Source organism: Lysinibacillus sp. FSL K6-1151 (assembly GCF_038630755.1).
GTDB lineage: Bacteria > Bacillota > Bacilli > Bacillales_A > Planococcaceae > Lysinibacillus > Lysinibacillus fusiformis_D.
In genome coordinates this window covers 4,584,563-4,608,929 of sequence record NZ_CP152040.1, presented here as the reverse complement: position 1 = coordinate 4,608,929, position 24,367 = coordinate 4,584,563, and the positions used below count along the sequence as shown (strand labels likewise).

24 protein-coding genes are annotated in these 24,367 nt (G+C 34.2%); 17 read left to right on the top strand and 7 right to left on the bottom strand.

Translation table 11 applies throughout. The features are described from left to right. Positions 1-89: 89 nt before the first annotated feature. The 3 genes from MHI04_RS22395 (at position 90) to rlmH (ending at position 2,367) form a co-directional block, all read left to right on the top strand. Positions 90-1,388 (top strand): trypsin-like peptidase domain-containing protein, encoded by a 1,299-nt coding sequence (locus MHI04_RS22395; RefSeq protein WP_036119381.1) that lies wholly within the window; start codon positions 90-92, stop codon positions 1,386-1,388. A 244-nt stretch (positions 1,389-1,632) separates the two neighbouring features. After that, positions 1,633-1,797 carry a CxxH/CxxC protein gene (locus MHI04_RS22390; RefSeq protein ID WP_082673719.1) on the top strand — a complete coding sequence of 55 codons (165 nt, stop codon included), beginning with the start codon at positions 1,633-1,635 and terminating at the stop codon, positions 1,795-1,797. 90 nt (positions 1,798-1,887) lie between these two features. Next, positions 1,888-2,367 (top strand): 23S rRNA (pseudouridine(1915)-N(3))-methyltransferase RlmH, encoded by a 480-nt coding sequence (rlmH, locus tag MHI04_RS22385; protein WP_036119387.1) that lies wholly within the window; start codon positions 1,888-1,890, stop codon positions 2,365-2,367. Here rlmH and MHI04_RS22380 read toward each other — a convergent pair. The 6 genes from MHI04_RS22380 to MHI04_RS22355 form a co-directional block, all read right to left on the bottom strand. Further along, entirely contained in the window at positions 2,308-4,032 is a 1,725-nt protein-coding gene (locus MHI04_RS22380) for a recombinase family protein (protein WP_342535217.1), read from the bottom strand. The genes rlmH and MHI04_RS22380 overlap by 60 nt on opposite strands. Positions 4,033-4,034: 2 nt before the next feature. Beyond that, on the bottom strand, positions 4,035-4,202 hold the full coding sequence (locus MHI04_RS22375; RefSeq protein ID WP_342535216.1) for a hypothetical protein: 168 nt from the start codon (positions 4,200-4,202) through the stop codon (positions 4,035-4,037). A 1-nt stretch (position 4,203) separates the two neighbouring features. Further along, positions 4,204-4,941 (bottom strand): helix-turn-helix transcriptional regulator, encoded by a 738-nt coding sequence (locus MHI04_RS22370; RefSeq protein WP_342535215.1) that lies wholly within the window; start codon positions 4,939-4,941, stop codon positions 4,204-4,206. 526 nt (positions 4,942-5,467) lie between these two features. Then, positions 5,468-6,124 (bottom strand): hypothetical protein, encoded by a 657-nt coding sequence (locus tag MHI04_RS22365; protein ID WP_342535214.1) that lies wholly within the window; start codon positions 6,122-6,124, stop codon positions 5,468-5,470. Continuing rightward, positions 6,121-6,606, bottom strand: a complete 486-nt coding sequence (locus MHI04_RS22360) for a hypothetical protein (RefSeq protein WP_342535213.1) — start codon at positions 6,604-6,606, stop codon at positions 6,121-6,123. The genes MHI04_RS22365 and MHI04_RS22360 overlap by 4 nt, the downstream gene beginning before the upstream one ends. 2 nt (positions 6,607-6,608) lie before the next feature. Further along, positions 6,609-6,824, bottom strand: coding sequence for a hypothetical protein (locus MHI04_RS22355; protein ID WP_342535212.1), 216 nt, complete (start codon positions 6,822-6,824; stop codon positions 6,609-6,611). 328 nt (positions 6,825-7,152) lie between these two features. Here MHI04_RS22355 and MHI04_RS22350 point away from each other — a divergent pair, with 328 nt between their 5' ends. The 8 genes from MHI04_RS22350 (at position 7,153) to MHI04_RS22315 (ending at position 18,844) form a co-directional block, all read left to right on the top strand. After that, the gene (locus tag MHI04_RS22350; protein ID WP_342535211.1) at positions 7,153-7,728 is read left to right on the top strand and encodes a restriction endonuclease subunit S; all 576 of its coding nucleotides are present in this window, start codon (positions 7,153-7,155) and stop codon (positions 7,726-7,728) included. A 14-nt stretch (positions 7,729-7,742) separates the two neighbouring features. Continuing rightward, positions 7,743-9,272 carry a type I restriction-modification system subunit M gene (locus tag MHI04_RS22345; RefSeq protein ID WP_342535209.1) on the top strand — a complete coding sequence of 510 codons (1,530 nt, stop codon included), beginning with the start codon at positions 7,743-7,745 and terminating at the stop codon, positions 9,270-9,272. 54 nt (positions 9,273-9,326) lie between these two features. Continuing rightward, positions 9,327-10,160, top strand: a complete 834-nt coding sequence (gene dinD, locus MHI04_RS22340; RefSeq protein WP_342535208.1) for a DNA damage-inducible protein D — start codon at positions 9,327-9,329, stop codon at positions 10,158-10,160. A gap of 169 nt (positions 10,161-10,329) precedes the next feature. Then, complete coding sequence (locus MHI04_RS22335; RefSeq protein ID WP_342535207.1) at positions 10,330-11,547, top strand: restriction endonuclease subunit S; 1,218 nt, start codon at positions 10,330-10,332, stop codon at positions 11,545-11,547. 41 nt (positions 11,548-11,588) lie between these two features. Beyond that, positions 11,589-14,690 (top strand): type I restriction endonuclease subunit R, encoded by a 3,102-nt coding sequence (locus MHI04_RS22330; RefSeq protein WP_342535206.1) that lies wholly within the window; start codon positions 11,589-11,591, stop codon positions 14,688-14,690. Between the two features lie 12 nt (positions 14,691-14,702). Beyond that, positions 14,703-15,428 (top strand): SprT family zinc-dependent metalloprotease, encoded by a 726-nt coding sequence (locus MHI04_RS22325; protein WP_342535205.1) that lies wholly within the window; start codon positions 14,703-14,705, stop codon positions 15,426-15,428. A 155-nt stretch (positions 15,429-15,583) separates the two neighbouring features. Next, positions 15,584-16,660 (top strand): hypothetical protein, encoded by a 1,077-nt coding sequence (locus MHI04_RS22320; protein WP_342535204.1) that lies wholly within the window; start codon positions 15,584-15,586, stop codon positions 16,658-16,660. Between the two features lie 372 nt (positions 16,661-17,032). Further along, positions 17,033-18,844, top strand: coding sequence for an AIPR family protein (locus MHI04_RS22315; RefSeq protein ID WP_342535203.1), 1,812 nt, complete (start codon positions 17,033-17,035; stop codon positions 18,842-18,844). A 219-nt stretch (positions 18,845-19,063) separates the two neighbouring features. Here the strand turns inward: MHI04_RS22315 and MHI04_RS22310 are convergent, their stop codons facing one another. Next, on the bottom strand, positions 19,064-19,309 hold the full coding sequence (locus MHI04_RS22310; RefSeq protein WP_342535202.1) for a hypothetical protein: 246 nt from the start codon (positions 19,307-19,309) through the stop codon (positions 19,064-19,066). Positions 19,310-19,704: 395 nt separating this feature from the next. On the opposite strand from MHI04_RS22310, the gene MHI04_RS22305 reads away from it, so the two are divergent. From MHI04_RS22305 to MHI04_RS22280, 6 genes are all read left to right on the top strand, one after another. Then, positions 19,705-20,481: a hypothetical protein gene (locus MHI04_RS22305; protein ID WP_342535201.1), complete on the top strand. Its 777-nt coding sequence runs from the start codon at positions 19,705-19,707 to the stop codon at positions 20,479-20,481. A gap of 700 nt (positions 20,482-21,181) precedes the next feature. Then, positions 21,182-21,682: a preQ(1) synthase gene (gene queF, locus MHI04_RS22300; protein ID WP_342535200.1), complete on the top strand. Its 501-nt coding sequence runs from the start codon at positions 21,182-21,184 to the stop codon at positions 21,680-21,682. A gap of 119 nt (positions 21,683-21,801) precedes the next feature. Continuing rightward, positions 21,802-22,461, top strand: a complete 660-nt coding sequence (gene queC, locus MHI04_RS22295) for a 7-cyano-7-deazaguanine synthase QueC (protein WP_342535199.1) — start codon at positions 21,802-21,804, stop codon at positions 22,459-22,461. Between the two features lie 3 nt (positions 22,462-22,464). Then, positions 22,465-22,938, top strand: coding sequence for a 6-carboxytetrahydropterin synthase QueD (gene queD / locus MHI04_RS22290; RefSeq protein WP_342535198.1), 474 nt, complete (start codon positions 22,465-22,467; stop codon positions 22,936-22,938). Next, positions 22,931-23,659, top strand: coding sequence for a 7-carboxy-7-deazaguanine synthase QueE (queE, locus tag MHI04_RS22285; RefSeq protein WP_342535197.1), 729 nt, complete (start codon positions 22,931-22,933; stop codon positions 23,657-23,659). The genes queD and queE overlap by 8 nt, the downstream gene beginning before the upstream one ends. A 41-nt stretch (positions 23,660-23,700) precedes the next feature. Further along, positions 23,701-24,240 (top strand): VUT family protein, encoded by a 540-nt coding sequence (locus MHI04_RS22280; RefSeq protein WP_141904576.1) that lies wholly within the window; start codon positions 23,701-23,703, stop codon positions 24,238-24,240. Positions 24,241-24,367 lie beyond the last annotated feature (127 nt).

The window sequence follows — 24,367 nt, the reverse complement described above, 5'->3', positions numbered from 1 at the left end:
TTTTATTTGTTTTTCATCTGATTTTAATGTTTGAATTGTAAGATTAGGGTAACAATTAACAAATAGCACTAAAGGAAAGGATGAGGAACTTGAGTTATTTCCAAGATGATGATAAAAACAGTGATTTCTTAAAAAATGATGAAGTACCGAAATCACCTCTTCAGGAAAGATTAGAGCGTGAGGAGCAAGAAATGCAAGCCAAGCGGCATAAAAAGAAAGGCGGTGGCGGAGGAAAGGGAGGCTATTTCTTTAGTGGTCTTATCGGTGTGATTATAGGTGCTTTACTTGTATGGCTTATGTTACCTGGACTAGTCAATCAAATGCCTGGGACAACATCAAGTGGTACAGGAAAAAATAACACAACGATTAACCAAGTTGCGACAGAGATAACAACCGATGTGACATCCGCAGTAGATAAAGCTTCAGCAGCCGTTGTGGGTATTACGAATATTCAAGAAATAACGAGTGGAGGTTTTTGGAGTCCACCATCAACAACGACAAAAGAAGCAGGAAGCGGTTCAGGTGTTGTTTATAAAATTGAAGGAGATAAAGCCTTTATCGTCACAAACAACCATGTGATTGAAGGTGCAAAACAGTTAGAGGTCACAATGCCAGACGGAACGAAAGAACCAGCTCAATTAGTAGGTCATGATGTTTGGACAGACCTTGCTGTTATTTCTATTAGCGCTAAAAATGTAAAAACAGTTGCGACATTCGGTAATTCTGATGTATTAAAACAAGGCGAAACAGTTATTGCAATTGGGAATCCCCTTGGCTTAGATTTCTACGGCTCAGTTACAACAGGTGTAGTTTCTGGGAAAGACCGTTCTGTACCAGTAGACTTAAATGGTGATGGTACGGAAGATTGGCAACAAGAAGTATTACAAACAGATGCTGCGATTAACCCAGGAAATAGTGGTGGAGCCCTTGTCAACTTAGCTGGAGAATTAGTAGGGATTAACTCCATGAAAATCGCTCAATCCTCCGTGGAAGGTTTAGGATTCTCTATTCCCATTAATTCAGCTATTCCAATTATCGAGGAATTAGAGAAAAATGGTGAAATGAAACGTCCAACAATGGGAGTGTCACTAGCAGATCTAACAGATGTCCCATCATTCTATCAGCAACAAACATTAAAATTACCTGCAGAGGTGACAACAGGTGTTGTTGTAACAGATGTCATGAATAACTCAGCTGCATCAAAAGCAGGTGTTCAACAATATGATGTTATTGTGGAAATGGATGGTCAAAAGATCGAAACAACTATTGATTTACGCAAGCATTTATATAATGAGAAAAAAATTGGTGATAAACTAACATTAAAAGTTTACCGTCAAGGTAAATTAGTCGAGCTATCACTAACATTAACAAACGGTAATACATTGTAAAGAATATGAAGAGCGATGGAGATCTAACAATTCTCCATCGTTTTTTTTGCGAGGATGAAGAAAGGCTTTTATGAAATATTGTGGATAACTAGAAAATTGTGAATACTATTTCTGTACAAGTAAACGTGAGAAGAAGGCACTTCTTCCATACATGCCATTCCTTTGTTACAATAGGTTGTGGATAACATAGACTGATTTGTGAATAAGTTTGTGGAAATTTCGGAAAATAAGGAGACGTAAAAAAATGGAAAAATACAGCTGTGAAAGCCATATAGAACACGCTTTAGACATGTTTGTAGCAGAGCAAAAAGTGTTCCCAATTATGGATAAAATCAAAGAGGATAAAAAGTTATCCACAAAGTGTAGCTACTGTGAACAGCCAGCAGAATATATTGTATCAAGTAAATAACTTTACACAATATATAGAAGTGACTTGTGGATATGTTGATAACTTTTGTGGATAATTTGTTTGTAAATGAATTGTAAAGGTGGATAACGTGTGAATATAACGATTGTATCAGTCGGCAAACTAAAAGAAAAGTACTTAAAAATGGGCATCGATGAGTACGTAAAGCGACTTGGCGGCTATGCAAAAATGGATTTGATTGAAGTACCAGACGAAAAGGCACCTGAACAACTAAGTGAAGCCGAAATGGACATCGTCAAGAAAAAGGAAGGCGAACGCATACTAGCCAAAATAAGCCCAGATGCCTACGTCATCGCCCTAGCCATCAACGGCAAAATGAAAACCTCCGAACAAATGGCAGCCGATATCGAATCTCTCATGACCTACGGCAAAAGCAAAATCACCTTCGTCATCGGCGGCTCCCTCGGCCTACATGATGACGTGCTAAAACGTTCAGATGAACAACAATCTTTCGGTAAAATGACGCTCCCTCACCAGCTCATGAAGCTCGTACTAGTCGAGCAGGTTTATCGGAGTTTTAGGATTATGAAGGGTGAACCGTATCATAAATAAGGGTAAAACTGAAAGGGAGGCTAATGCTTCCCTTATCGTTTTTTCGTTATTTGAAGGTAAATCTAAAAGAGATGAATCCACGGGTTGAATATAGTCGAGAGAAACCATTTCATTAAACCATTCTCCAGTAGCACCAGCCACCGATTCAATTGTGAAATCAAAGAGTAGATTGATTTTCGATATTTGACGGCTTTTTTGACGAAGATGTTCAGAGCTTATAGGCTCCTTAGTAATCTGGATGTTTTTGATGAAAAGCGAAAGTAGCTGTTTAATTTCTATCGCCGAAGCGCGGCTAATAATAGCATCAAAATGAGACAGCAGATTTCTAAGTGCTTCTGCATCAATTGGTTGTGTGTCGAGGGATTTTAATTCTTTCTCGACTCTTTGGATATGTTCATCGATATTCAATGCAACTTTTTTTAATTCAAGTAGTTTCTTTTTGAAAACATCTTGTAATTCAGGCATATCCATCAATTGATTTACGATATTATCCATCTGTTTCTCAAGCTTTGCTTTGGATGAGTAAAGGCGCTTTCTTTCCTCGGCTAGTGGCTGTTCAGCATGCAACCGCTGATCGTTCAACGTCGCTACAAGCTTATCGATAAAATAAGGTTTTTCTACTGTAAGCCTTAATTCATCGAGCACTTGTTTTTCAGCAACATCAGCATTAATGGAATACGCTTTGCATGCTGTTGCACCCTTTGCTTTGTATTGTCCGCATTGGTAAAAGCGATATATGCCATTTGAAGCCCCCGAAACCATACCATGACCACAGACAGGACAGCGTAGTAATTTTGTCAGTATGAATGGTTTCTTGGATTGTGTAGGGCGATACGAGCGCTTCTTTTTCTTATGATGAACTTCTTTCCAAAGTGGTATAGAAATTATAGGCGCATGAGTACCATCAATAATTTCAGGATTGGCGTTCTTTCCTCTCCGCCGTTTTTCAGACCAGTCGACGTGTTGATTAAAACGAATTTTTCCGATGTAGACAGGGTTTTCTAATATGCCCTTTACAGTTCCTATCGAAAATTCTTTCTTTCGTTTTGTCTTATAACCTTTATGATTTAACTCACCAGTAATCTTTTTATAACCATGTCCTCGACTAGCAAGTTCAAAAATCTCTTTAACAATGGCTGCTTCAGATTCATTGATAACTAATTCTTTGTTGATATTGTCATAACCGAAAACAACGCCACCATTCCACTTGCCCTGTTTAGCACGTTGTGTCATCCCCATTTTTACTCTGTCAATAATGGTTCCTCGTTCCATTTCAGCAAAAGAGCTCAACATAGTATAAAACATTTTGCCACCTGGTGTGGAAGTATCGATGTTTTCTGAATAACTCATTAATTGAATATTGTGTTGATCTAGCGTCTCAATGATTTCAAGAGAATCTTTTGTTTTACGAGAAAGACGATCCAATTTATAGATGAGTACAACATCAAACTTTTGGTCTTTTGCTGCCTGTAACAACTGTTGCATTTTTGGTCGACCATCGATGCTTTTACCGCTCCGACCTTCATCAACATACTGATCAACAATGTCAATCTGTCTTAGCTTGGCATACTCTTGCAATGCTTCTTTCTGGGCAGCAATACTATATCCCTCTGTAGCTTGTTCTTCAGTACTTACACGAGCATAAATAACGCCTTTTAATATCATTATTATTCCTCCAATTTTTTATTATTGAGAGCATTGATTAATAAATCACTAAAAGCGTCTATAAATTCCTTTTGTTGTGTTTTAGTTTCTTCAAGATGTTCGTGAATTGTTTTTGATATTTCGAGTGCGCTAGGAATAATGAAATTATGTGTATCGATGTATTTACCCATATTACTCTTCCTTTCGTTTTTCTTTATCTTCTTGGCAATGCGTTGTATATTGAAGTGCTTCATCATACAGTTCATTCAACTTTTCAATAGATTGCTGAGGGAAGAATGGAAATGCTGAATTAGGATTGTTAATATGCTTAGCAAGCTCGTCCACATTCTTAAAATGATTACTCATATCATTGTTTGAGTGAATCATTTGATCTGCATGATAATCAATTAAATCTATAGCCTGTCTAATTTGAATTAAAAAGTTTTTCAGTGTATCTAAATCATGGGTTACATGCGTAGTATCAGAAGAAACAATCTGATAATCCCCATTAGATGCAATGCGTTTTAGCTGAATGTTTAATTTGAATTTCTCTTCATCCAGTGGATTAACGTTTTTCAGCCTTTTTACATTGTGAGAAGAATCATTAAGGGACTGATAAATTTTAGGCTCCATATAAATAGTGTCTTTAGTGGTAACATTGGAATAAAAATCATCAAAGAATATCTCCATAGGTACCCCGAAATCTTTCGAAATTTCATACAGAAGTTGAGCGTCTATAGACAACGTTTCTCCTCGTTCAATAAAGTTCAGTTTTGATTGAGATATATTTGGTAATCTTGACGCAACTGTCTTTCCAGTGAAATCAGATTTATTTATCTTCTGTAATTCTTCTCGTAAAATTCTTATCCGCTGACCAATGTTCTTGAATTGAAGCTCTTCAATCGTTGAAGCATGTAAGGTGATTTTCATATGTAATCCTCCAAAAATAAGTTTCTTTTATTATACCATATTAATTTAATATTGAAATTGAATTTAATATTAAATATAATCACGATAATGCATTTGTTTTTTTGTAAGTAATAACTATCCCTCTATTTGGACGGTAAAAGTGCATTAAAGCTATGGGGCTCTAAGCTTCAAATGAGAAAATTAGGAGAATGTGGATGTACATATATAAATCACGCATATTAGATATGATTATGAGCAGCATTTATACTGTTAGAGATGTTTACAAGAAAGAAAGAGTTAAAGGATGTCCGTATGATGGGATTAAATTTTGCAGTACAGCAATGCCAAAAAGGTCGTTTTTAGCACTAGTTACTCGCTTCGAAGAATTAAATAAAAAACCATCCTCACATTATCAACACGTACTTCTATCGAACTTATTTCACGTATACTGGATTCCTGTTACAAGTAACAATAAGTGGACGACAATGGTACGTATTAATCCGAATAAACAAGAACTAACACTACAGGGAGTCATCGATTTACTTGCCTATGTTTTTGAGGATTTATCGCAAGTACATGTTGCCTCTTTCGACGAGAAGATTGATCTTGAAAATATGACTGTAGATGAAGTTGTAAAGGGTGCTGGGGCATCACCTCCTTTACGATCTTGTTTAGGAAAGTCCTCAATATCTTGCGTAAATAGCCCAGAAGTTCTTGTAGCGGATAATACAGCGTCAATCAATGCACGTTTCTTTGCCATCTTCAGTAGTGTGTTGACGATTGTAAATGGATCTTGATAACGAAAAGATGTTTCTTTGCTATTACATGAGCCGATCCCTTCAGCCTCAACGACAGCTGTTACCTTATTTGATAATGTTACTCGTACTTCATAAGAAAAAATCCCCACATCCCATTGCTCAATGCGGTTGATGACGTCGACCGTTTTAGAGAAGCCAAAAGCATCACATAACTTTTCAGCACCTGGCTTTAACAATGTAGGCTTTGAGAAACCATCGATTGAGCCGTAATCAACACCGCGCATCATCGATGTCTTTACGAATTTCTGTAGCTTGTCGATACGCTCCTTTGCCTCTGTCGATGTAATGATTAAATCAGGCAATGACGATGTCGACGACGGATTTGTAGTAACTTCCTTTTGTAGATGAACGACATTGTTTGTAGCTACTTGTTTTGGTTGTTTCATTTGTTTTTTCGCTCCTTTGTTTGATGAATAACTTGCTCTGATAATTGAGATAGACGTGTCGATGACTGTTGAAGTGCATATTGCATTTTTTCACTAAGCTGAGAACTATATGCTAAACCTTTTGCCGCGCGGTCGATGACGTTGCCAGTGATGTTTTTTGATGTGTTGTTGATGGATGACAGTGAATCATCAAGCTTTGTCGACAACGTAGTAATGGCTGTAGACGAAAAGAAACGACGTCGATGTGTTTGATCGAGTGCCGTTTCTACGGTATCAATAGCAATGGAAATGCGTTTTCTTTCAAGGACTAAGTCAGATAATAATGTGTAACTATTTCGGTCGATAGCACGTAGAATTGCTTCCTCCACTATGTGTAGTTGCTGTGTTAAATCCATATGAAGCTCTTTAATTTCCTTCATTGATAAATCAACACCATCTCCTAACGACGATGCTTGGAAACGTTGTTTAAATCGTTTTAACATGTTTATTCCTCCGATACATTTTTATATTGGTGATAACCTTTCACCGTCAACTTGATGAGAACGCCTTCTTCTTGATGACGCTGTACTAATAACAACCCTTGATCTTCTAAATGCAACAAAATTGAATGTTGCAAAGGAACATCTACAAGGTGTTTAGTAGCAACCCATTTGTTAACCTCCTTTGCACGAATTAAAATACGCAACAATGTTTTATTCATTGCTTTTACCTCCTTTCAATACGGGCACTCTTCTCAATACGCCTCTTCTTCGCTGTGACACAAAAAAGCCGCTACATATCCAAATGGATACATAACGACTTATGAGTAGAGGGGTGGGGCATGAAACACAGGTACCCCCTTTGTTATATACATGACCAGGTGCTGCTCTAAAATATAATAATTTTTTATGAAACTATGGTTTTCCTTGTTAAATGTAATTTTAAAGAAAATAAATAAATAATTTAGTTGCTTCATCTGTTTAATTGTTATATATTTAATTTAACATTTTTGTTAAAAACGAAATTTAACAATTAAACGGAGGTGGAATATGTTACTTGGAGAAATAGCAAACGTTAATACAGGTTTAGTTTTGAGTAGAAAGAAGGCTGAAGTCTCTTTTGAAAAGAAAGCTACCTACAAGCTAATAACGTTACGTAATATTATAGAAGACGGATTGATTTCTACTGCAAATCTCGAAGAATTTGATTCAAATGATAAATTAGATTCACACTACTTCACGAAAAAAGGCGATATACTGATGCGTTTGAGTGAACCAAATACAGCAGTGCTTGTTGGTGAAGAACATGAAAATTTGCTTGTCCCATCCTATTTTGTTGTTATAAAGGTTGAGGATACGAATTATTTACCTGCTTATGTTGCTTGGTATTTGAATACAGTTGAAGTAAAGAAATCATTGGAGCGATCACAATCAGGAACCACTATTTTGAGTACTAACCAACGAATTATTAAGGCGTTAGAAATAAAAGAGATGTCCCTTGATCAACAACAGAACATCACTGCGATATGGCAGCTACATCAAAAAGAAAAGTCACTTTATAGAAGGCTAATTGATGAAAAGGAATGTTGGTTTAAAGAAATAACAAAACAAATAATCAATCAATAATTGGAGGAAATATCATGACAGAACGTGTAACGAAAGATCAAATTAATGCAGTATTATGGCAAGCAGCAGATACATTCCGTGGGAAAATTGATGCAGGAACATACAAAGATTATATTTTGACAATGCTCTTCATTAAGTATTTAAGTGACTCTTACAAGGAAAAAAAGGAAGAGCTGACAGCTAAATATAATGGTGATCAAGAACGTATTAAACGTGCAATATCTCGTGAACGCTTCGTTATTAAAGACGAATCAACTTTTGATTATCTATATAGCAAACGTAATGACGCTGAAATTGGTCAAATTATCAACGTAGCATTAGAAAGCTTAGAAAGTGATAACTCTGCTAAATTACGTGGAGTATTCCGGAATATCGACTTCAATAGTGAAGCTATACTAGGTAAAACAAAAGAACGAAACGCGATGCTTAGAGCTTTGTTGGAGGACTTTAACAAATTGACTCTTAAACCTTCTTTACTTGGTGATGATGACGTAATAGGTGATGCATATCAATTTATGATTGAGCGCTTCGCATCAGATGCAGGAAAGAAGGGCGGCGAGTTTTACACGCCAACAATGGCTTCGGAATTACTTTCTAGAGTGGTAAAACCTCAAGAAAATGACCGTATCTATGACCCTACATGTGGTTCAGGCTCTTTATTAATTAAAGTAGCAAACCAAGTTCCAAATAAGAAAGTTGCTATTTATGGACAAGAACGTAATGGCGCAACACACTCCTTAGCATTAATGAATATGTACTTACATGGGATAGATGATGCAAAGATTGAATGGGGTGATACATTATCTAATCCACTTCATTTAGAGGATGGTAAATTGATGAAATTCCAAGCAATCGTAGCTAATCCTCCTTTCTCTTTAGATAAATGGGCAATTGGTTTTGCTGGTGAAGGTAATACAGATGAAAAATTCAAAATGGATGCAGGTCTTGATCCGCATCGACGTTTCGAATGGGGTGTTGCTCCGACATCTAAAGGAGACTATGCTTTTGTACAGCACATGATTTATTCATTAGCTGAAAACGGACGCATGGCAACGATTTTGCCTCATGGTGTATTATTCCGTGGATCTTCAGAAGGTAAGATTCGTCAGCAAATCATTGATATGAATTTATTAGATGCAGTGATTGGTTTACCAGAGGGCTTATTTTATGGTACAGGTATTCCAGCGTGTGTCTTAGTAATTCGTAAAGATCGCTCACGTAAAGAAGTTCTATTTATCGATGCTTCTGGTGAAGGACACTATAAAAAAGGTAAAAATCAAAACGAACTTCGTGAAGAAGACATTGCTAAAATTGTTGATACTTATGAAAACTATCGAGCAGAGGACAAATATTCCTATGTCGCCACATTAGATGAAATTAAAGAAAACAAATATAACTTAAACATTCCACGTTATGTGGACACTTTTGAGGAAGATGAACCTGTAGATATGGAGCAAGTGAAAGAAAATATCATGAACATCAAGAAGGAACTTGTGGAAGTGGAAAAGCAGATGGAGCAGTATTTAAAAGAGTTAGGACTATAACACATCGTTGCATCTCATTTCTGAAAAAATTAATAAAGGGGAAGGGGAATTTTTATGAGCAATATTGAAGAATATGGTGAACAAACATTTGAAAATATTAAAAATGTGAATGAGTATGGGGAAGATTTTTGGTACGCTCGCGATTTACAAGAGATACTTCATTATAAAAGATTTGATAAATTTTTAAATGTAATTTCAAAAGCGAAAGAAGCATGTAGTAATAGTCAGCAAAATCCAGAAGACCATTTTTCCCAAGTGGGAAGAATGGTTCAAATAGGGTCAGGAGCAATGAGAGAGATTGATGATATGATGCTCTCTCGCTATGCTTGTTATCTAATTGTACAAAATGCAGATCCTCAAAAAGAAGTTGTGGCACTTGGACAAACCTATTTTGCAGTACAAACACGTAAGCAAGAGCTTCAAGATGAATTTGATCATTTAGACGAAGATCGTAAGCGTCTTGCAATTCGTAATGAATTAAAAGAACATAATAAATCATTACAAGAGGCGGCAAAGCTTGCAGGTGTAGAAACGAATTTCGATTATGCAACTTTTCAGAATCATGGATACAGAGGTTTGTATGGAGAATTGGATGCAAAAGCAATTCATGCCCGAAAAGGATTGAAAAAGAGTCATAAAATTTTAGACCATATGGGAAGTACTGAGCTAGCAGCCAACCTATTCCGTGCAACACAAACAGATGAAAAGCTACGCCGTGAAAATGTGCAAGGGAAACAACTAGCTAATCAAATACATTATGAGGTAGGTTCAAAAGTTCGTAAAACAATCGAAGAACTTGGTGGTACAATGCCAGAAAACTTGCCAACACCTGAAAAGAGTATTAAACAAATTGAAAGAGAGCATCAAAAGAAACTGACTGATAAGTAAGGTGTAATGCTTACAAAAAAGCAGTGACATTATGAATAACGATACAAAATCTTCCATCAGCACCAGTTAGCAGAGCCAATGAAGGATAATTTTAATAAGTTTATCGAACAAAAGAGACTATAATAAACTCTTAAAAAGGTAAGACAGCTAATATGCAAGGAGAGAAGTCATGGAAAAGGTAATTAAGGGATTTGGTAAAATTCCTAGTGATTGGGATATAGTGAAGTTACGTGAGATTTCAAGTTTGATAACAAAAGGTGCGACTCCCACTACTTATGGATTTGAGTGGCAGGAGTCTGGAATTCCCTTTTTTAAAAGTGATTGTATTAAAGATGGGAGATTTGTATATGGAGCTTTTAAATATATAGATTCTAAAGCTCATGAACAAATGAATCGCTCAAAAACTCAAAGAGGCGATTTGTTAATATCTATTACAGGAGATGTAGGAAAAGTAGCAGTAGTTCCTAAAAACATAGAGGAAGCTAATATTAATCAACATATTGCGAAAATTCGCATCAATAAAAGCGGTGTGGAAAATAATTTTGTTTATCATTGGTTAAATCAAAGCAAAATAAGAAGTTATTATAATGTAATCAAAACAGGATTAGCTTATCCTCAAATTAGTTTAGAGCAAGTACGGGATACAGAAATTCCATTGCCTAATATTCATGAGCAGTCCAAAATCACCTCTATCCTTTCAACATGGGATAAGGCAATTGATCTGAAAGAAAAGTTGATAGGGCAGAAAAAAGAGAAAAAAAAAGAATTAATGCAAAAATTATTGACAGGAAAAGTAAGAATTAATGGATATAAAGAAGAATGGAAAGAAGTCACGTTAGGAAGTGTTTTTAAAGAGAGGAAGGATATTGGATATGAAAATTTAGAACTACTAGCTATAACATCACAGAAAGGTGTAGTTAAGAGGTCTGAAGTAAATATTAAAGACACATCTAGCGAAGATAAAAGTAAATATAAAAGAATATGTCCAAATGATATAGGATATAACACTATGCGAATGTGGCAAGGAGTTTCAGGGGTATCGAAGTACGAAGGGATTGTTAGTCCCGCTTATACAATACTAATACCTACTAAAAATATTAATTCACAATTTATGGGTTACCTTTTTAAACTTCCTACCGTCATAAATTTATTTAAACGTTTTTCACAAGGGTTAGTGGACGATACTTTAAACTTAAAATATGAGAACTTTAAAATCATTAAGGTAAAAATCCCCGGATCTCTTCAAGAACAAGAAATGATTGCCGAAATTTTAAATACATTGGATGAAGAACTTTCCATACTAAATTACGAAAAAGAATTAATTCACAACCAAAAGCAAGGACTCATACAAAATCTCTTAACAGGTAAGATACGAGTAAAGGTGTAATCCTTTATTTCCTTCTATATAAATATTCGGAGGTGAGGAAGATGGAGAATGGTCAGTATTACGATGAGTTAAATACCAGTCAGCAACCTGCAATAGAGGTGTTGAGAGAATTAGGCTATGGATATATTACTTCACATCAAGCGGAAGAAATGCGCGGAAATCTGTATGATGTCCTGTTGAAAACGGTATTGAGAAATAAGCTTAAAGAAATCAACAGCTATGAGTATAAAGGGGGTACATATTCATTTAGTGAATTGAATATTGATCAAGCAATCCGTGACTTAGATGAAGATTTAACTGATGGTCTAGTGAAGACAAATGAGAAAATATTTGAAACTCTTCTTTTGGGGCGTAGCTATACAGAGTTTTTACCTGATGGTTCGAAAAAGTCATATACGATACAGTTTATTGATTGGGATAACCCACAAAATAATGCCTTTCATATTGTCGAGGAATTTTCAGTTGAGCGACAAGATGGGAATGGTAAAGTTCGACCGGACATCGCACTATTTGTAAATGGTATACCTTTTGGTGTGATCGAATGTAAAAAAGCCTCTATTTCTATGAAGCAAGGTATTAGTCAAATGATTCGTAACCAAGGGAAAGACTATGCGTCTCAGCTATTCAAATATGCTCAAATCGTGGTGGCGACTAATAAAAATGAAACAATGTACGCAACATGTAATACGCCGAAAAAGTTTTGGTCAGTATGGAAAGAGCAAGATACAGAATGGCTTGAAGACTTGATTGTTAAAATAGTTCATGGGCGTATGCCAACCATACAAGATAAAAATATTATTTCTCTATTCCATCCGGAACGCTTACTTGAACTAACGCATTTCTTTACTCTTTTCGATAAAGACGTGAAAAAAGTAACTCGTTATCAGCAGTACTTTGCAATCAAAGAAATCTTAAAAACAATAAATACTTGCGATGAAAAAGGGAATCGTCAATCTGGTGTTATTTGGCATACACAAGGATCTGGTAAATCGCTCACAATGGTTATGTTGGCTAAATACTTATTATCCGAGCTAACGGAAGTAAATCCAAAAGTAATTGTGGTGACTGACCGTGTAGAATTGGATAAACAAATTCACAAGACATTCAACCATACGAGACTAAAAGCTAGTCGTGCAACAAAGGGTACACATTTAGTCGATTTAATTAAAGACGGTAATACTGACATTGTTACAACGCTTGTAAATAAATTTGATATAGCATCTACTTTGCTAAATCCGATTTTATCAAAGGACATTTTCGTATTAGTCGATGAATCCCATCGGTCACAATATGGTGAACTAAACTTGAAGATGAAAAAAGTATTTCCAAATGCTTGTTATCTTGGCTTTACAGGAACACCTTTGATGAAAAAAGAGAAAAGTACCATGATTAAATTTGGAAAAATAATTCATCAATATACAATAGCAGACGGTGTAAAAGACGGAGCGATTGTACCACTTCTATATGAAGGAAAGATGGTTGAACAAACAGTTAACCGAAACGCTATCGACAATCGCTTAGAAATGATTACTCGTAATTTAAATGACAAGCAAAAGCAAGAAGTAATGCAAAAATGGAGTCACTTTGAGCATATTGCTTCTTCTAGCCAACGTATTAGTATGATAGCTTTTGATATTAATGAGCATTTTTTAAATAACTATAAAACTCAAGGTAGTCAATTTAAAGGTATGCTCGCAACGAATAGTAAGATAGAGGCTATTCGTTATTTAGAAGCATTTGAAGAGTTAGGGGACTTAAATTGTGCAGTAGTTATATCATCACCCGATCAACGAGAAGGTTTTGATACAGTAGATGGCGAGTCAAAAGATAAAATTCAAAGATTCTGGAAACGTATGATGGATAAGTATGGTACGCCAGATTACTATGAAGATGCAATTAAAGAGGAATTCATTCACGGTGATGAAATTGATATTCTAATAGTAGTAGATAAGCTCTTAACAGGATTTGATGCACCGAGAGCAACAGTTCTATATGTTGATAAACCAATGAAAGAACATACATTATTACAAGCAATTGCGCGTGTAAATCGCCTTTATGAAGGTAAAGATTATGGTTTAATTATAGATTACCGTGGATTACTTGAAAAGTTGGATGAAGCACTTGAAATGTATTCAGGGGCGGGTTTAGAAAACTTTGATCCAACTGATATAAAAGGTGCGATATATGATGTGATTTCAATTATTGGTACATTAAGACAGGCACATTCAGATTTATGGGATTTGTTTTCTCATATTCGTAATAAGCAAGACATGGAAGAATATGAAGTGTCATTAGAAGATGAGGAACGCCGTAATGAGTTTTATAATTTATTAAGTAAGTTTGGGCGTAATGTTGGAATCGCTTTGGAGTCAGAAAAAATTTATAATACGTTGCCTGAGCAGGAGTTAACACGATATAAAAAAGACTTAAAGTTTTTCCAAGAGCTGCGTAAAAGTGTAAAACTACGTTATTCAGATACAATTGATCATAAAGAATACGAAGCAAAAATGCAAAAATTAATGGATAATTACATTGCTTCAGAGGAAATTATTCGCATTACAAATCCTGTCGATATTCTAAATGAAAAAGCGTTTGAAGAAGAGATTGAAAGACTTGGATCTAAACGTGCGAAAGCAGATGCGATTAGAACACGTATGTCAAAAAGTGTTTCTGCAAAATGGGATGAAAATCCAGCATACTATAAACGATTCTCTGAACGTATCGAAGAAGCACTACAAGCTTATAAAGACAAACGGATTTCAGAAGCAGAATATTTAAACTCCATGAAGACAATTCTTGAAGAATATCGTAAGGGTGAACCGGTCGATGATTTTCCTACTATTATTAGAGATAATGCAAATGCGCAAGCCTTCTACGGTGTTACAAAAGATATATTAATGGAAACCAAAGATTTCACTGTAGGCTACGATGTAGTGGGACAATTGGCAACTCAAATAGATGATGCCATTCGTGGTTATACGAAGCGAGATTGGCATGATAATATAGAAGTGCACAAACGAATAGAACAAGAGGTAGACGATTTATTATATGAATTTTCGAAGGAAAATAATGTTGAAGTAGATTTAGAAACTGTTGATAAAATAATTGATCAGATAAAAACTGTAGCTAGAAGGCGTTATTAAGGACGTGAGTACATGGAAAAGCATCAAGTTCAATATGGAGAAAAACTCATTGAATTTGAATTAGAGAGAAAAAATGTAAAAAACGTCAATTTAAATATTAAACCGAACATGGATATTCAAGTATCAGCCCATGAGAAGGTGCCTTTGTCCTTTATTTATGATTTTGTAAAATCAAAAGGTGCGTGGATTATAAAGCATATAGGTGATTTTGAAAAGGTTCAACCATTTCAATATCATGAACGTAAATTCGTGAATGGTGAATCGTTCAGATACCTTGGAAAACAATACCGTTTACGTGTACTAGAAACAGATGAGAAGGAATTGGTAAAATACTTCCGAGGTTTTATCTATTTATTCGTTAAAGACAAGCAAGACCAATGTAAAAAGGAAAAATTGATGGAGGCATGGTATAAAGAAAAGGCAAAGAAAACTTTTGAAGAATTAACTGACAGGCTCTATCCCTTTGTGAAAAAATATGGGCTTGAGAAGCCGTGTATTGATATGCGTGTGATGAAAGCTCGATGGGGATCAGCATTAGTAGATTCAAATACAATTTTACTAAACACAGAGCTTATTAAAGCACCAAAATATTGTATTGAATATGTTATCCTTCATGAAATGATACACTTTAAGTATAACAACCACAGTGAAAACTTTTACAACATGCTAAACGTACTAATGCCTGATTGGCAGAAACGTAAAGCAATATTAGATGAAGAAGTGGTAAAAGAACTCTAACATTCAAAGAATGACAACATGATATTGAAGTAATAGGCAGTTCTAATAAGTAACTAATGCTTAAAGGACTGTCTTTTATTTTAACCGTTATACAAAGTTGATATTTATAAATGGTGTATAGGAAAAATATAATTAATTTTAATGAAGGTGAAAATATGACAAAGAGAGAAACAGATTATGGATTAGCAAAGTTTGTTATGACTAAAGATGAAATTGGTTATCAAGAAGTTATAGACACTTTCTCTAGAGCTAAATATATCTATATATTAACTTATAATCTTTCAGAGAAAGATAATACATTATTGCATGAATTGAATAATGCTCCAGAATCAACTGAAATTAAAATCTACACAAATATACCCAAAAGGTTTAATGACTATTATTATAATTGGGCAAAAACAAATGCAAGAAAGCAAATTGAAAATTATGTTAGAAAACTCGATCCAGAGAACTTTAATAATAATTTTAGTGGCTATTTTCAATTTAATAATCACTCAAAAATTATCATGACAGATTCATTAGCTTATGTTGGTTCAGCAAATTATTCGAAAGAATCGTCAAGAAGTTTTGAATCAGGTGTGATATTTAATGAAAAAAGTATAATTGATCAAATTAAATCTATAATTGATGAAGATTTTCATCCACATTCAATAGCAATCTATAAGTACGATATCTTACCTTTAGTTTATATGATTGCTGAATTAGAAAGTATTAGTTCAATATTGTGTGATGTAGTATTTGGTATTTTTGAATTTCATGGTAGAGAAGTAGGGCGATATTATAGAACACATGATATTAGTTTATCTCAAGATAACTTAGATCAAGCATTATATGTAATTGAAAAATGCTATAAAGTTATTGAAGAATTAGTTGAAGAAATTGAAGTAAATGAATCAACTGAAGAACTAATAGGAAATTTAGAAGTAATCTCTAATACATTGAGGGATTTTGAGTTTGAACCAGAAACTTACGAGTTAGTAGAATTTGATGAAGAAGGTTATATTAATGCAGAAATGAATGACAGAGCTATAGAGATGGATAATGAATCATTAGATGAAATAGTTTCAAATATTCAACATGCTGCTGCTGAAATTAAGTCTGAATTAGCTTGGGCAGCAGAAGAATCTGTACAAAGAGGAATAGAGATAATTGAAGAGACGGTTTCTAACCTCTTAGATGAATTAAGCACTTTAAAGTCATTTATTAATGAAGATATAGATAACACCAATTAAACAAATGAGATAGTAGTAATTAATAACTACTATCCCATTTAATTATTTCGCTCAATAAGGATAAAATATAGTTAAAGGCTACTTTGAGTTTATTACTATAACTTTACCCTATCCAACGTTACGGTGAACCGTACCATAAGTAAGTGAGGTTCTCGAGGTTTCTGAATTAGTAATTTAAAAATGTCTTAAGAAAAAACTTTTTTCTTAAGACATTAGTTATTTATTGGAGCATGTTATGATTATGAAATTTCTTAAAGAAACCAATGAAGTATTTTCGAAGAAAGGAGACCACTATTTAGTCAAATAGTAATATCTTGTTATATAATATACTTTGGATAAATAATTGTTATTGCAACGAAGGGAGAAATAAATGTGGCAAATGTAACCAAAGTAAATCACCCAATAATTTCAAGTTACTTAGAGAATTTTGCAAAAAATTACGGAATATCTAAAACCAAAGCAAAGGATGAACATGCTTTATTCGAAAAATTCATTAACGATTTAATTCTTAAAGTATATGGTAACGATGTTAATGCAAATTTTGAGAGTATGGAGACTGGAACTGCATTCGGAATTGATGGGGTAGCGATTTTTGTAAATGATAAGTTGATTGAAAACGAAGAGGATTTTGACTATATTTGTGAGAATGCAAAGAAAATTGATGTTAACTTTATATTCACTCAATCTAAAGTAAGTACGAATTTTGATAGAACCCAAATTCAAGATTATTTTATGGGTGTACTAAGATTCTTTAACTTAGAAAAATGCGAAATTAAAGAATTAAAGGATCAGTGGGAAATCAGTAAATATATATATAGTAAAAGTAATAAATTTAAGCAATTACCAAGCATAGATTTATACTTTGCTACTTTGGCAACTAATGATTTAGATTTGAAAGATATACATATGAAATCAACTTTAGATAAAGGGAAACAAGATTTAATTAATAAAGTTATGTTTAATGATCAAAGAATTAACTTCAAACCCTTAGGTTTAAAAAAAGTAATGGAACTTTATAGGAAGTTGGATAGTAATCTTGAAATAAAATTTAATTTGGATAAACAGCCTGTCCCCTATCCAATTGATCCTACCAAAAAGGTATCTTCTGGGTATTATGGGTTAATTAAATTGGAAAGTCTCTTTGGTATTTTAACAGATGAAATAGAAGGAGAAAGAAAGTTAAAAAAAGGGATTTTCGAAGATAATATTAGGGATTATCTAGGAAGTGATGACAATATTGATGTAAATTCTAATATGACAAAGGAAATTACAGGAAGTAATGCACATCTTTTTGGTTTGTTAAATAATGGTATTACAATTATTGCTGATGATGTTAGTATAGTAACCACTGAAGCTACTTTAACAAACTATCAAATTGTTAACGGATGTCAAACAAGTAATGTATTATTTGAGTCTCGAGAAAATATTAAAGCAGAAAATATATATATCCCTATTAGATTAATTGGTACAACAGATGAGGAAACCAAACATGCAATTATTAAGGCTACCAATAGTCAAACTTCCCTTAAGCCTGAACAACTCGCTGCATTAAAGGTGGAACAAAAAGATATTGAAGAATACTATAAGGTGAAACGAAGCAGAAATAGATTTGATTTATATTATGAGAGGAGAACGGAGCAATATAGGAATGAAGAGATACAAAAAATAAAAATTATAAATATTCCTTTTCAAATTAAAGCTACCTCAGCTATGTTTTTAGATTTACCACATGAGGTATCTGGCCAATATGGTAAAGTTGAAAAGTCAACAAGAGGTAAGTTGTTCCAAAGTTCGGATTGTTTGAATGTTTATTATGTGAGTGGTTTAGCATGGTATAGAGTAGATGCGTTTATAAGAAACACAGAAGAAGGTAAGGTATATAGAAGAGCAAGATGGCATATAATGATGCTGTTTAAATATTTAATCGAACCTCGATATCACGAGAACACGGACTTAGAAATTAATAAAGAAGCTGAATCAGTTTCTAACAAAATGGAAAAGATTTTGTTAGATGATAAACAATCAAGTCAATTAATAGAACAAGCAGTAATTACAATAAAAGATTATCTAACTGAAAATGGAATATCTAATATTTCTGAAGACAGAAAGTTATTTGAACGTAAAGAAACAACAGATGGATTAAAGAGTTTTTTAGAAAAATTAAATACTAGGATTACACTATAACGGCTTGTATTGGGGGAAGACTTCGAAAATGAGTTGAAGATGTACCTAGAGTTAGTTTATTTAGATTTTCCATTTTAAATATAAGCTACTCAATTTAATTGAGTAGCTTATACAAGTTATAGATCAATGTTTATAAAATGAGAATTTACAATATGCATATTATTACTTTGGTGAACCGTACCATGCAAATAATAGTTTCTGAAAAGAAAGGTTTTATTCTTAAAAATCTGGTTGTTGACTTGTTATTGTGATCTTATTACCTTGTCTAAAGGCTGTAAGATGAATTTTATCCCAATTTTCAGCGGCCATTAATAATCTAGTAACAAGTTCAATTGCCTGTTCTTTTGAAAGTTTCAATGCGATAGTATCATGTAAACCACCGTCTGGTTTAGCTTTTTCAGGGTAAATTTTTAAAGCTTTAGAATTTGTATTATTAGAAATCTGTTTTAATGAATGAGTTGCCATAAAACCCCTCCTCGATATGCTATTTTAATTATACGAAATATTTTTACAAATAGTAGTAAATTGTATCACAAATAAATCATTTTTTTCAAAAACTTGTTTTTCACCTATCAGCGTTGCATATATCGGGAGTTTAAATGCTTCTATAAAGGAGTGGGACAAGAAGTGCGAAAAGAAGAGCCATTTTCAGAATGCAAATAAAAAAATTTATAACGATTAGTGTTAAAGGGAATTGATGATGAGTATGCGGGTATGTACAGAAATCAGCAAGTATTTATTTCAGGGGTAGTCCATACACCACCAGAGGCAATCAAGATTCAAGAACAGATGTATCAATTAATAAAATAGATGACATTTCAATTTGGAAGGATAAATTTATTTTATGAGGAATGAAAAACATGGAGATTAGTTTACCATTAATATCACCATTATCAAGAAAATATTATCTTTATGCTAGTGAAACTGAAGAAAAAGATCATCATAGAGCTGTAGATATTAGGATTTGCTTAGAATATGTGTGCGATGAAATCGTTATTGAATTTGTATCTCTTGAAGATAAAAACAAGTGGGCAAGATATAAAATTCATGACAAAATCAAGGCTACTAAGGGGTTTATGGATAGCGTAATAGTAGAAAAGTTATTGCTGGCGAAGGTAATTGGTAATAAAGGTGCGCATAAAGGAGAAGAAGGAGAATACACAGCTTACGACATTGACGATGCACTTGATACCATTAAACAATTTTCTCTAGAGATATTTCATGTCTATTTTATAAAAAATGGTTTTGGTGATCTTGTAAATGGATCGTGGGTTCCTACAGTGTTTAGCACACTCCCGCCTATTTATAGGGTTACAATTTTGAACAAGTATTATCTTTGCAATCCTTCTTTGTTTGTTATTGATAAATTAGCTAAAGCCTACTTAAAAAGTGGTATGAAAAAAGAAGGCATAGATTTTTTAGAGGATTGTTTAAAGAAAAATGAAATTAATGGTGAACAATGTATTATTCTAAAGCATGACTTGGATTTATTGGAACAAAGTTTTAATAAACTAAATGTCGCCGAGAACTTAGAAGAGGCAAAGGATAATTTTAATCTTTTGCTGCCCGCCATTGAAGAAGATAAAAGGGATGTTTTCGTTTGCTTAATTTCTATGATATTAAATGGTAGAAGCTAATAATATTCTCTAATTTCAGTCTATTGGCGAGGTACTTTTTATTATAACCACATTCAAAGTAAAGTCTTGAAAATCATCGAGTGTATTCATATATAAACAATAAGGAAGAAAATATTAGTATTAGTATGTCTTCTCAATATAATTTAGCTAATATTCCTAAATTAATAAATACGCTAGTAATTATAAGAGCTATCAAACTAATAAATTTAAAAGAATATTTAAGATTTGTGTACACTGAAACATCAGAATTCACGAAAATTTATGAAGTTTATCTCTAGAAGAATAACGTAAATTTAAAATAATTTAATATATAAAAACCGCACTTAGCCACATTACGGAGAACCGTACCATAAGTAAGTGCGACGGTTCTAAAGAAAATATAAAAATCCGATTCTAAATCCTTTGAATCAATTCTTTAGTAATGCTTTCAAACCACAATCCATACAGAAAGATTTTTTAAAAAAATCTATTTGACGTTCTGTATTATTTTTTGTACGATATTGAAGAAAAGAATGCCCGGACTAGAACGGGAGAGGTTCATAGCGGATACCCTCTATAAAAAACTATGGAAACATGACAATAATGCCATGTCCATATTGGACGTGGCTTTTTTTTATGTGTTTACGTATGTTTTAAATAGAATGCTTGGTGATGCCTCTCTTGAAAAGTGTTGGGAAACATTTTACAAGGAGGTTTTTTTATGTCTGGCCGAAGTCATGAAGAAGGATTAAAGGATTTAACCCTGTTAGGTAATCAAGGTACAAAGTATTCCTATGATTATGCACCAGAGGTATTAGAGGCAGTGGATAATCTACATGCCAATCGAGATTATTTCATTAAATTTAATTGTCCAGAGTTCACTAGTTTATGCCCGCTTACAAATCAGCCTGATTTTGCCACGATGTACATCTCGTATATCCCAGATAAAAAAATTGTTGAAAGTAAATCACTAAAGTTGTATTTATTCAGTTTTAGAAATCACGGTGATTTCCATGAAGATTGCGTTAATATCATTATGAATGACTTAATTGCATTGCTTGATCCACGATATATTGAGGTTTGGGGGAAGTTTACGCCACGTGGGGGTATTTCGATCGATCCATGGTGTAACTATGGGAAGCCAGGAACGAAATACGAGGAAATCGCCAATTATCGTTTAATGAACCACGATCTTAATCCAGAAAAAATTGATAATCGATAAATGGAGATTTAAATAGTTCCATCAAGAAAGAGGTTTTTAGCTACCCTCTTAAAAAAACTAAGAAGAAAGCAGCACTTTTTCTTAGAGTGCTGTTTTTTCGATATAAGGGAGTTTTATAGATGAAGCAGGAAAAAGCAATTGTTGTATTTAGTGGAGGTCAGGACAGTACAACTTGTTTGTTTTGGGCAAGGGAACGTTTTAAAGAGGTTGAGGCAGTCACTTTTGATTATGGTCAAAGGCATCGTCTTGAAATTGAATGTGCAAAAGAGATAGCGAGTGAACTTGGAATCAAGCATCATATTCTTGATATGTCACTCCTAAACCAACTTGCTCCGAATGCTTTGACACGACAAGATATTACAGTAGAAGACGGAGATAATGGTGAGCTGCCATCGACTTTTGTTCCTGGTCGTAATCTTCTCTTTCTTTCATTTGCTGGTGTTTTAGCGAGTCAAGTAGGAGCTAAGCATATCGTGACGGGTGTTTGTGAAACAGATTTTAGCGGATATCCAGATTGCCGAGACGTTTTTATTAAATCCTTGAATGTAACGTTAAATTTATCGATGGATGATTCCTTTGTAATTGATACACCGTTAATGTGGCTGGATAAGGCGCACACTTGGGAGCTTGCTGATCGTTTTGGGGCATTGAACTTTGTTCGAGAACGAACGTTGACTTGCTATAACGGTGTCATAGCTGATGGTTGCGGTGAATGCCCAGCATGTAAACTGCGAAACAAAGGGCTTGATGAGTATTTGCGTTATAGGAAGGAGTCTTAAGGTATGTCAGATTTTAGAATCGTCGAGAGGCTCCAAAAAATAGATGTCGATATTCAAAGAAATCAATTGAACTATCATGCAAAGCGTGTTCTTGTAAGCAAAGAATTTACCTTTGATGCTGCTCATCATTTACATCATTATGAAGGGAAATGTAAAAACCTACATGGTCATACCTATCGTGTAGTATTGGGATTGAGTGGCTACACAGATGAACGCGGTTTGATGATTGATTTTGGCGATATAAAAAAAATATGGAAACAAAAAATAGAAATTCATTTGGATCATCGTTATTTAAATGAAACGCTTCCACCCATGAATACGACAGCAGAAAACATGGTAGTTTGGATTTATGAAAAGTTGGCAGAGGCCTTGCTTGATGAACCAAGCTATAACGGTGCATGTGTAGAGTTTATTAGGTTATATGAAACTCCGACAAGCTATGCAGAAGCGAGACGGGAGTGGATGGAAGGTGAGTAAGGTACCTGTTATCGAGATTTTTGGACCGACGATTCAAGGTGAAGGGATGGTAGTTGGCCAGAAGACAATGTTTGTGAGAACTGCAGGTTGTGATTATTCCTGTTCTTGGTGTGATTCATCGTTTACTTGGGATGGCAGTGGAAAGCATCTGATTGTCCAAATGACAGCGGAAGAGATTTGGACTGAGTTGAAACGTCTTGGAGGCAATGGCTTCTCATTTGTCACGATTTCAGGCGGCAATCCTGCACTCAATCCACATTTAGCTGAGCTCATTGCCATTTTAAAAGAAAACAACATAAAAATTGGGGTGGAAACACAGGGAAGTAGGTGGCAAAAATGGATGCATGAGATTGATGAACTGACCATTTCTCCAAAGCCACCTAGTTCTGGAATGACCACAGACTATTCGGTGCTCTCATATATCTTCGAAAAGCTTAAAAATCAAAACAGTAATCACCATATATCTCTCAAAATAGTCGTTTTTAATCAAGAGGATTACGATTATGCTAAACAAATTCACCATCGATATCCAATGATTCCTTTTTATCTTCAAGTCGGTAATGATGATCTCATGACAACTGACAATTCACAATTAATTATGCATTTATTGGATAAATATCATGCATTGATTGATAGAGTGATGAAGGATGAAGAATTAAGAGATGTTAAAGTACTACCACAGTTACATGCCCTTGTTTGGGGAAATAAAAGAGGCGTATAGTGTGCCATTACAAAAATGTTTTTAAATTGAGGAGTAGTAGTATGAGAATATTGTTTTATTTATTATCTATTGTCATCGCTAATGTAGTAACGGCAGCATTTGCACCATTGCACTTTGGTATGTTTATTGTTCCAATGGGGACGTTTTTAATTGGGGCAACCTTTATTTTTCGGGACCTTGTACAAAATAAATATGGTAGGGCAAAGACGTATTTATTTATTATTACAGCTTTAATTTTATCAGCAGTAGTGTCATTCCTACTGGGGGATACTCTTTTGATTGTGGTAGCGTCAGCACTATCATTTGTTGTCGCTGAAACAGCTGATACAGAAATCTATACTCGATTAAAATTACCAATGGCTTGGCGTGTGTTCTACAGTGGGCTTGTTGGAGGATTTTTGGATTCTGCAATTTTCGTAGTAATCGGCTTGAGTCCACTTGGAGCTAATATATTACCTTGGGAAGCCGTACCAGCCGCCATTTTTGGACAAATTGTTGTGAAGACGATTATTCAAATGTTTGGCGCAATGATTTTAAATCAAGTTGGTACAATGAAAGAAAAACATCTAACTACAAGATAACTCGTTGAAAATATTCATTAGGCATATTTCACAAGAGATGCCGTTCATTTTGGCGAGACAGAGCTATAAGTAAAACAGGCAGATTCGCATTATAAAGCGAATCTGCCTAGTTTAATTTTAAAGGTCT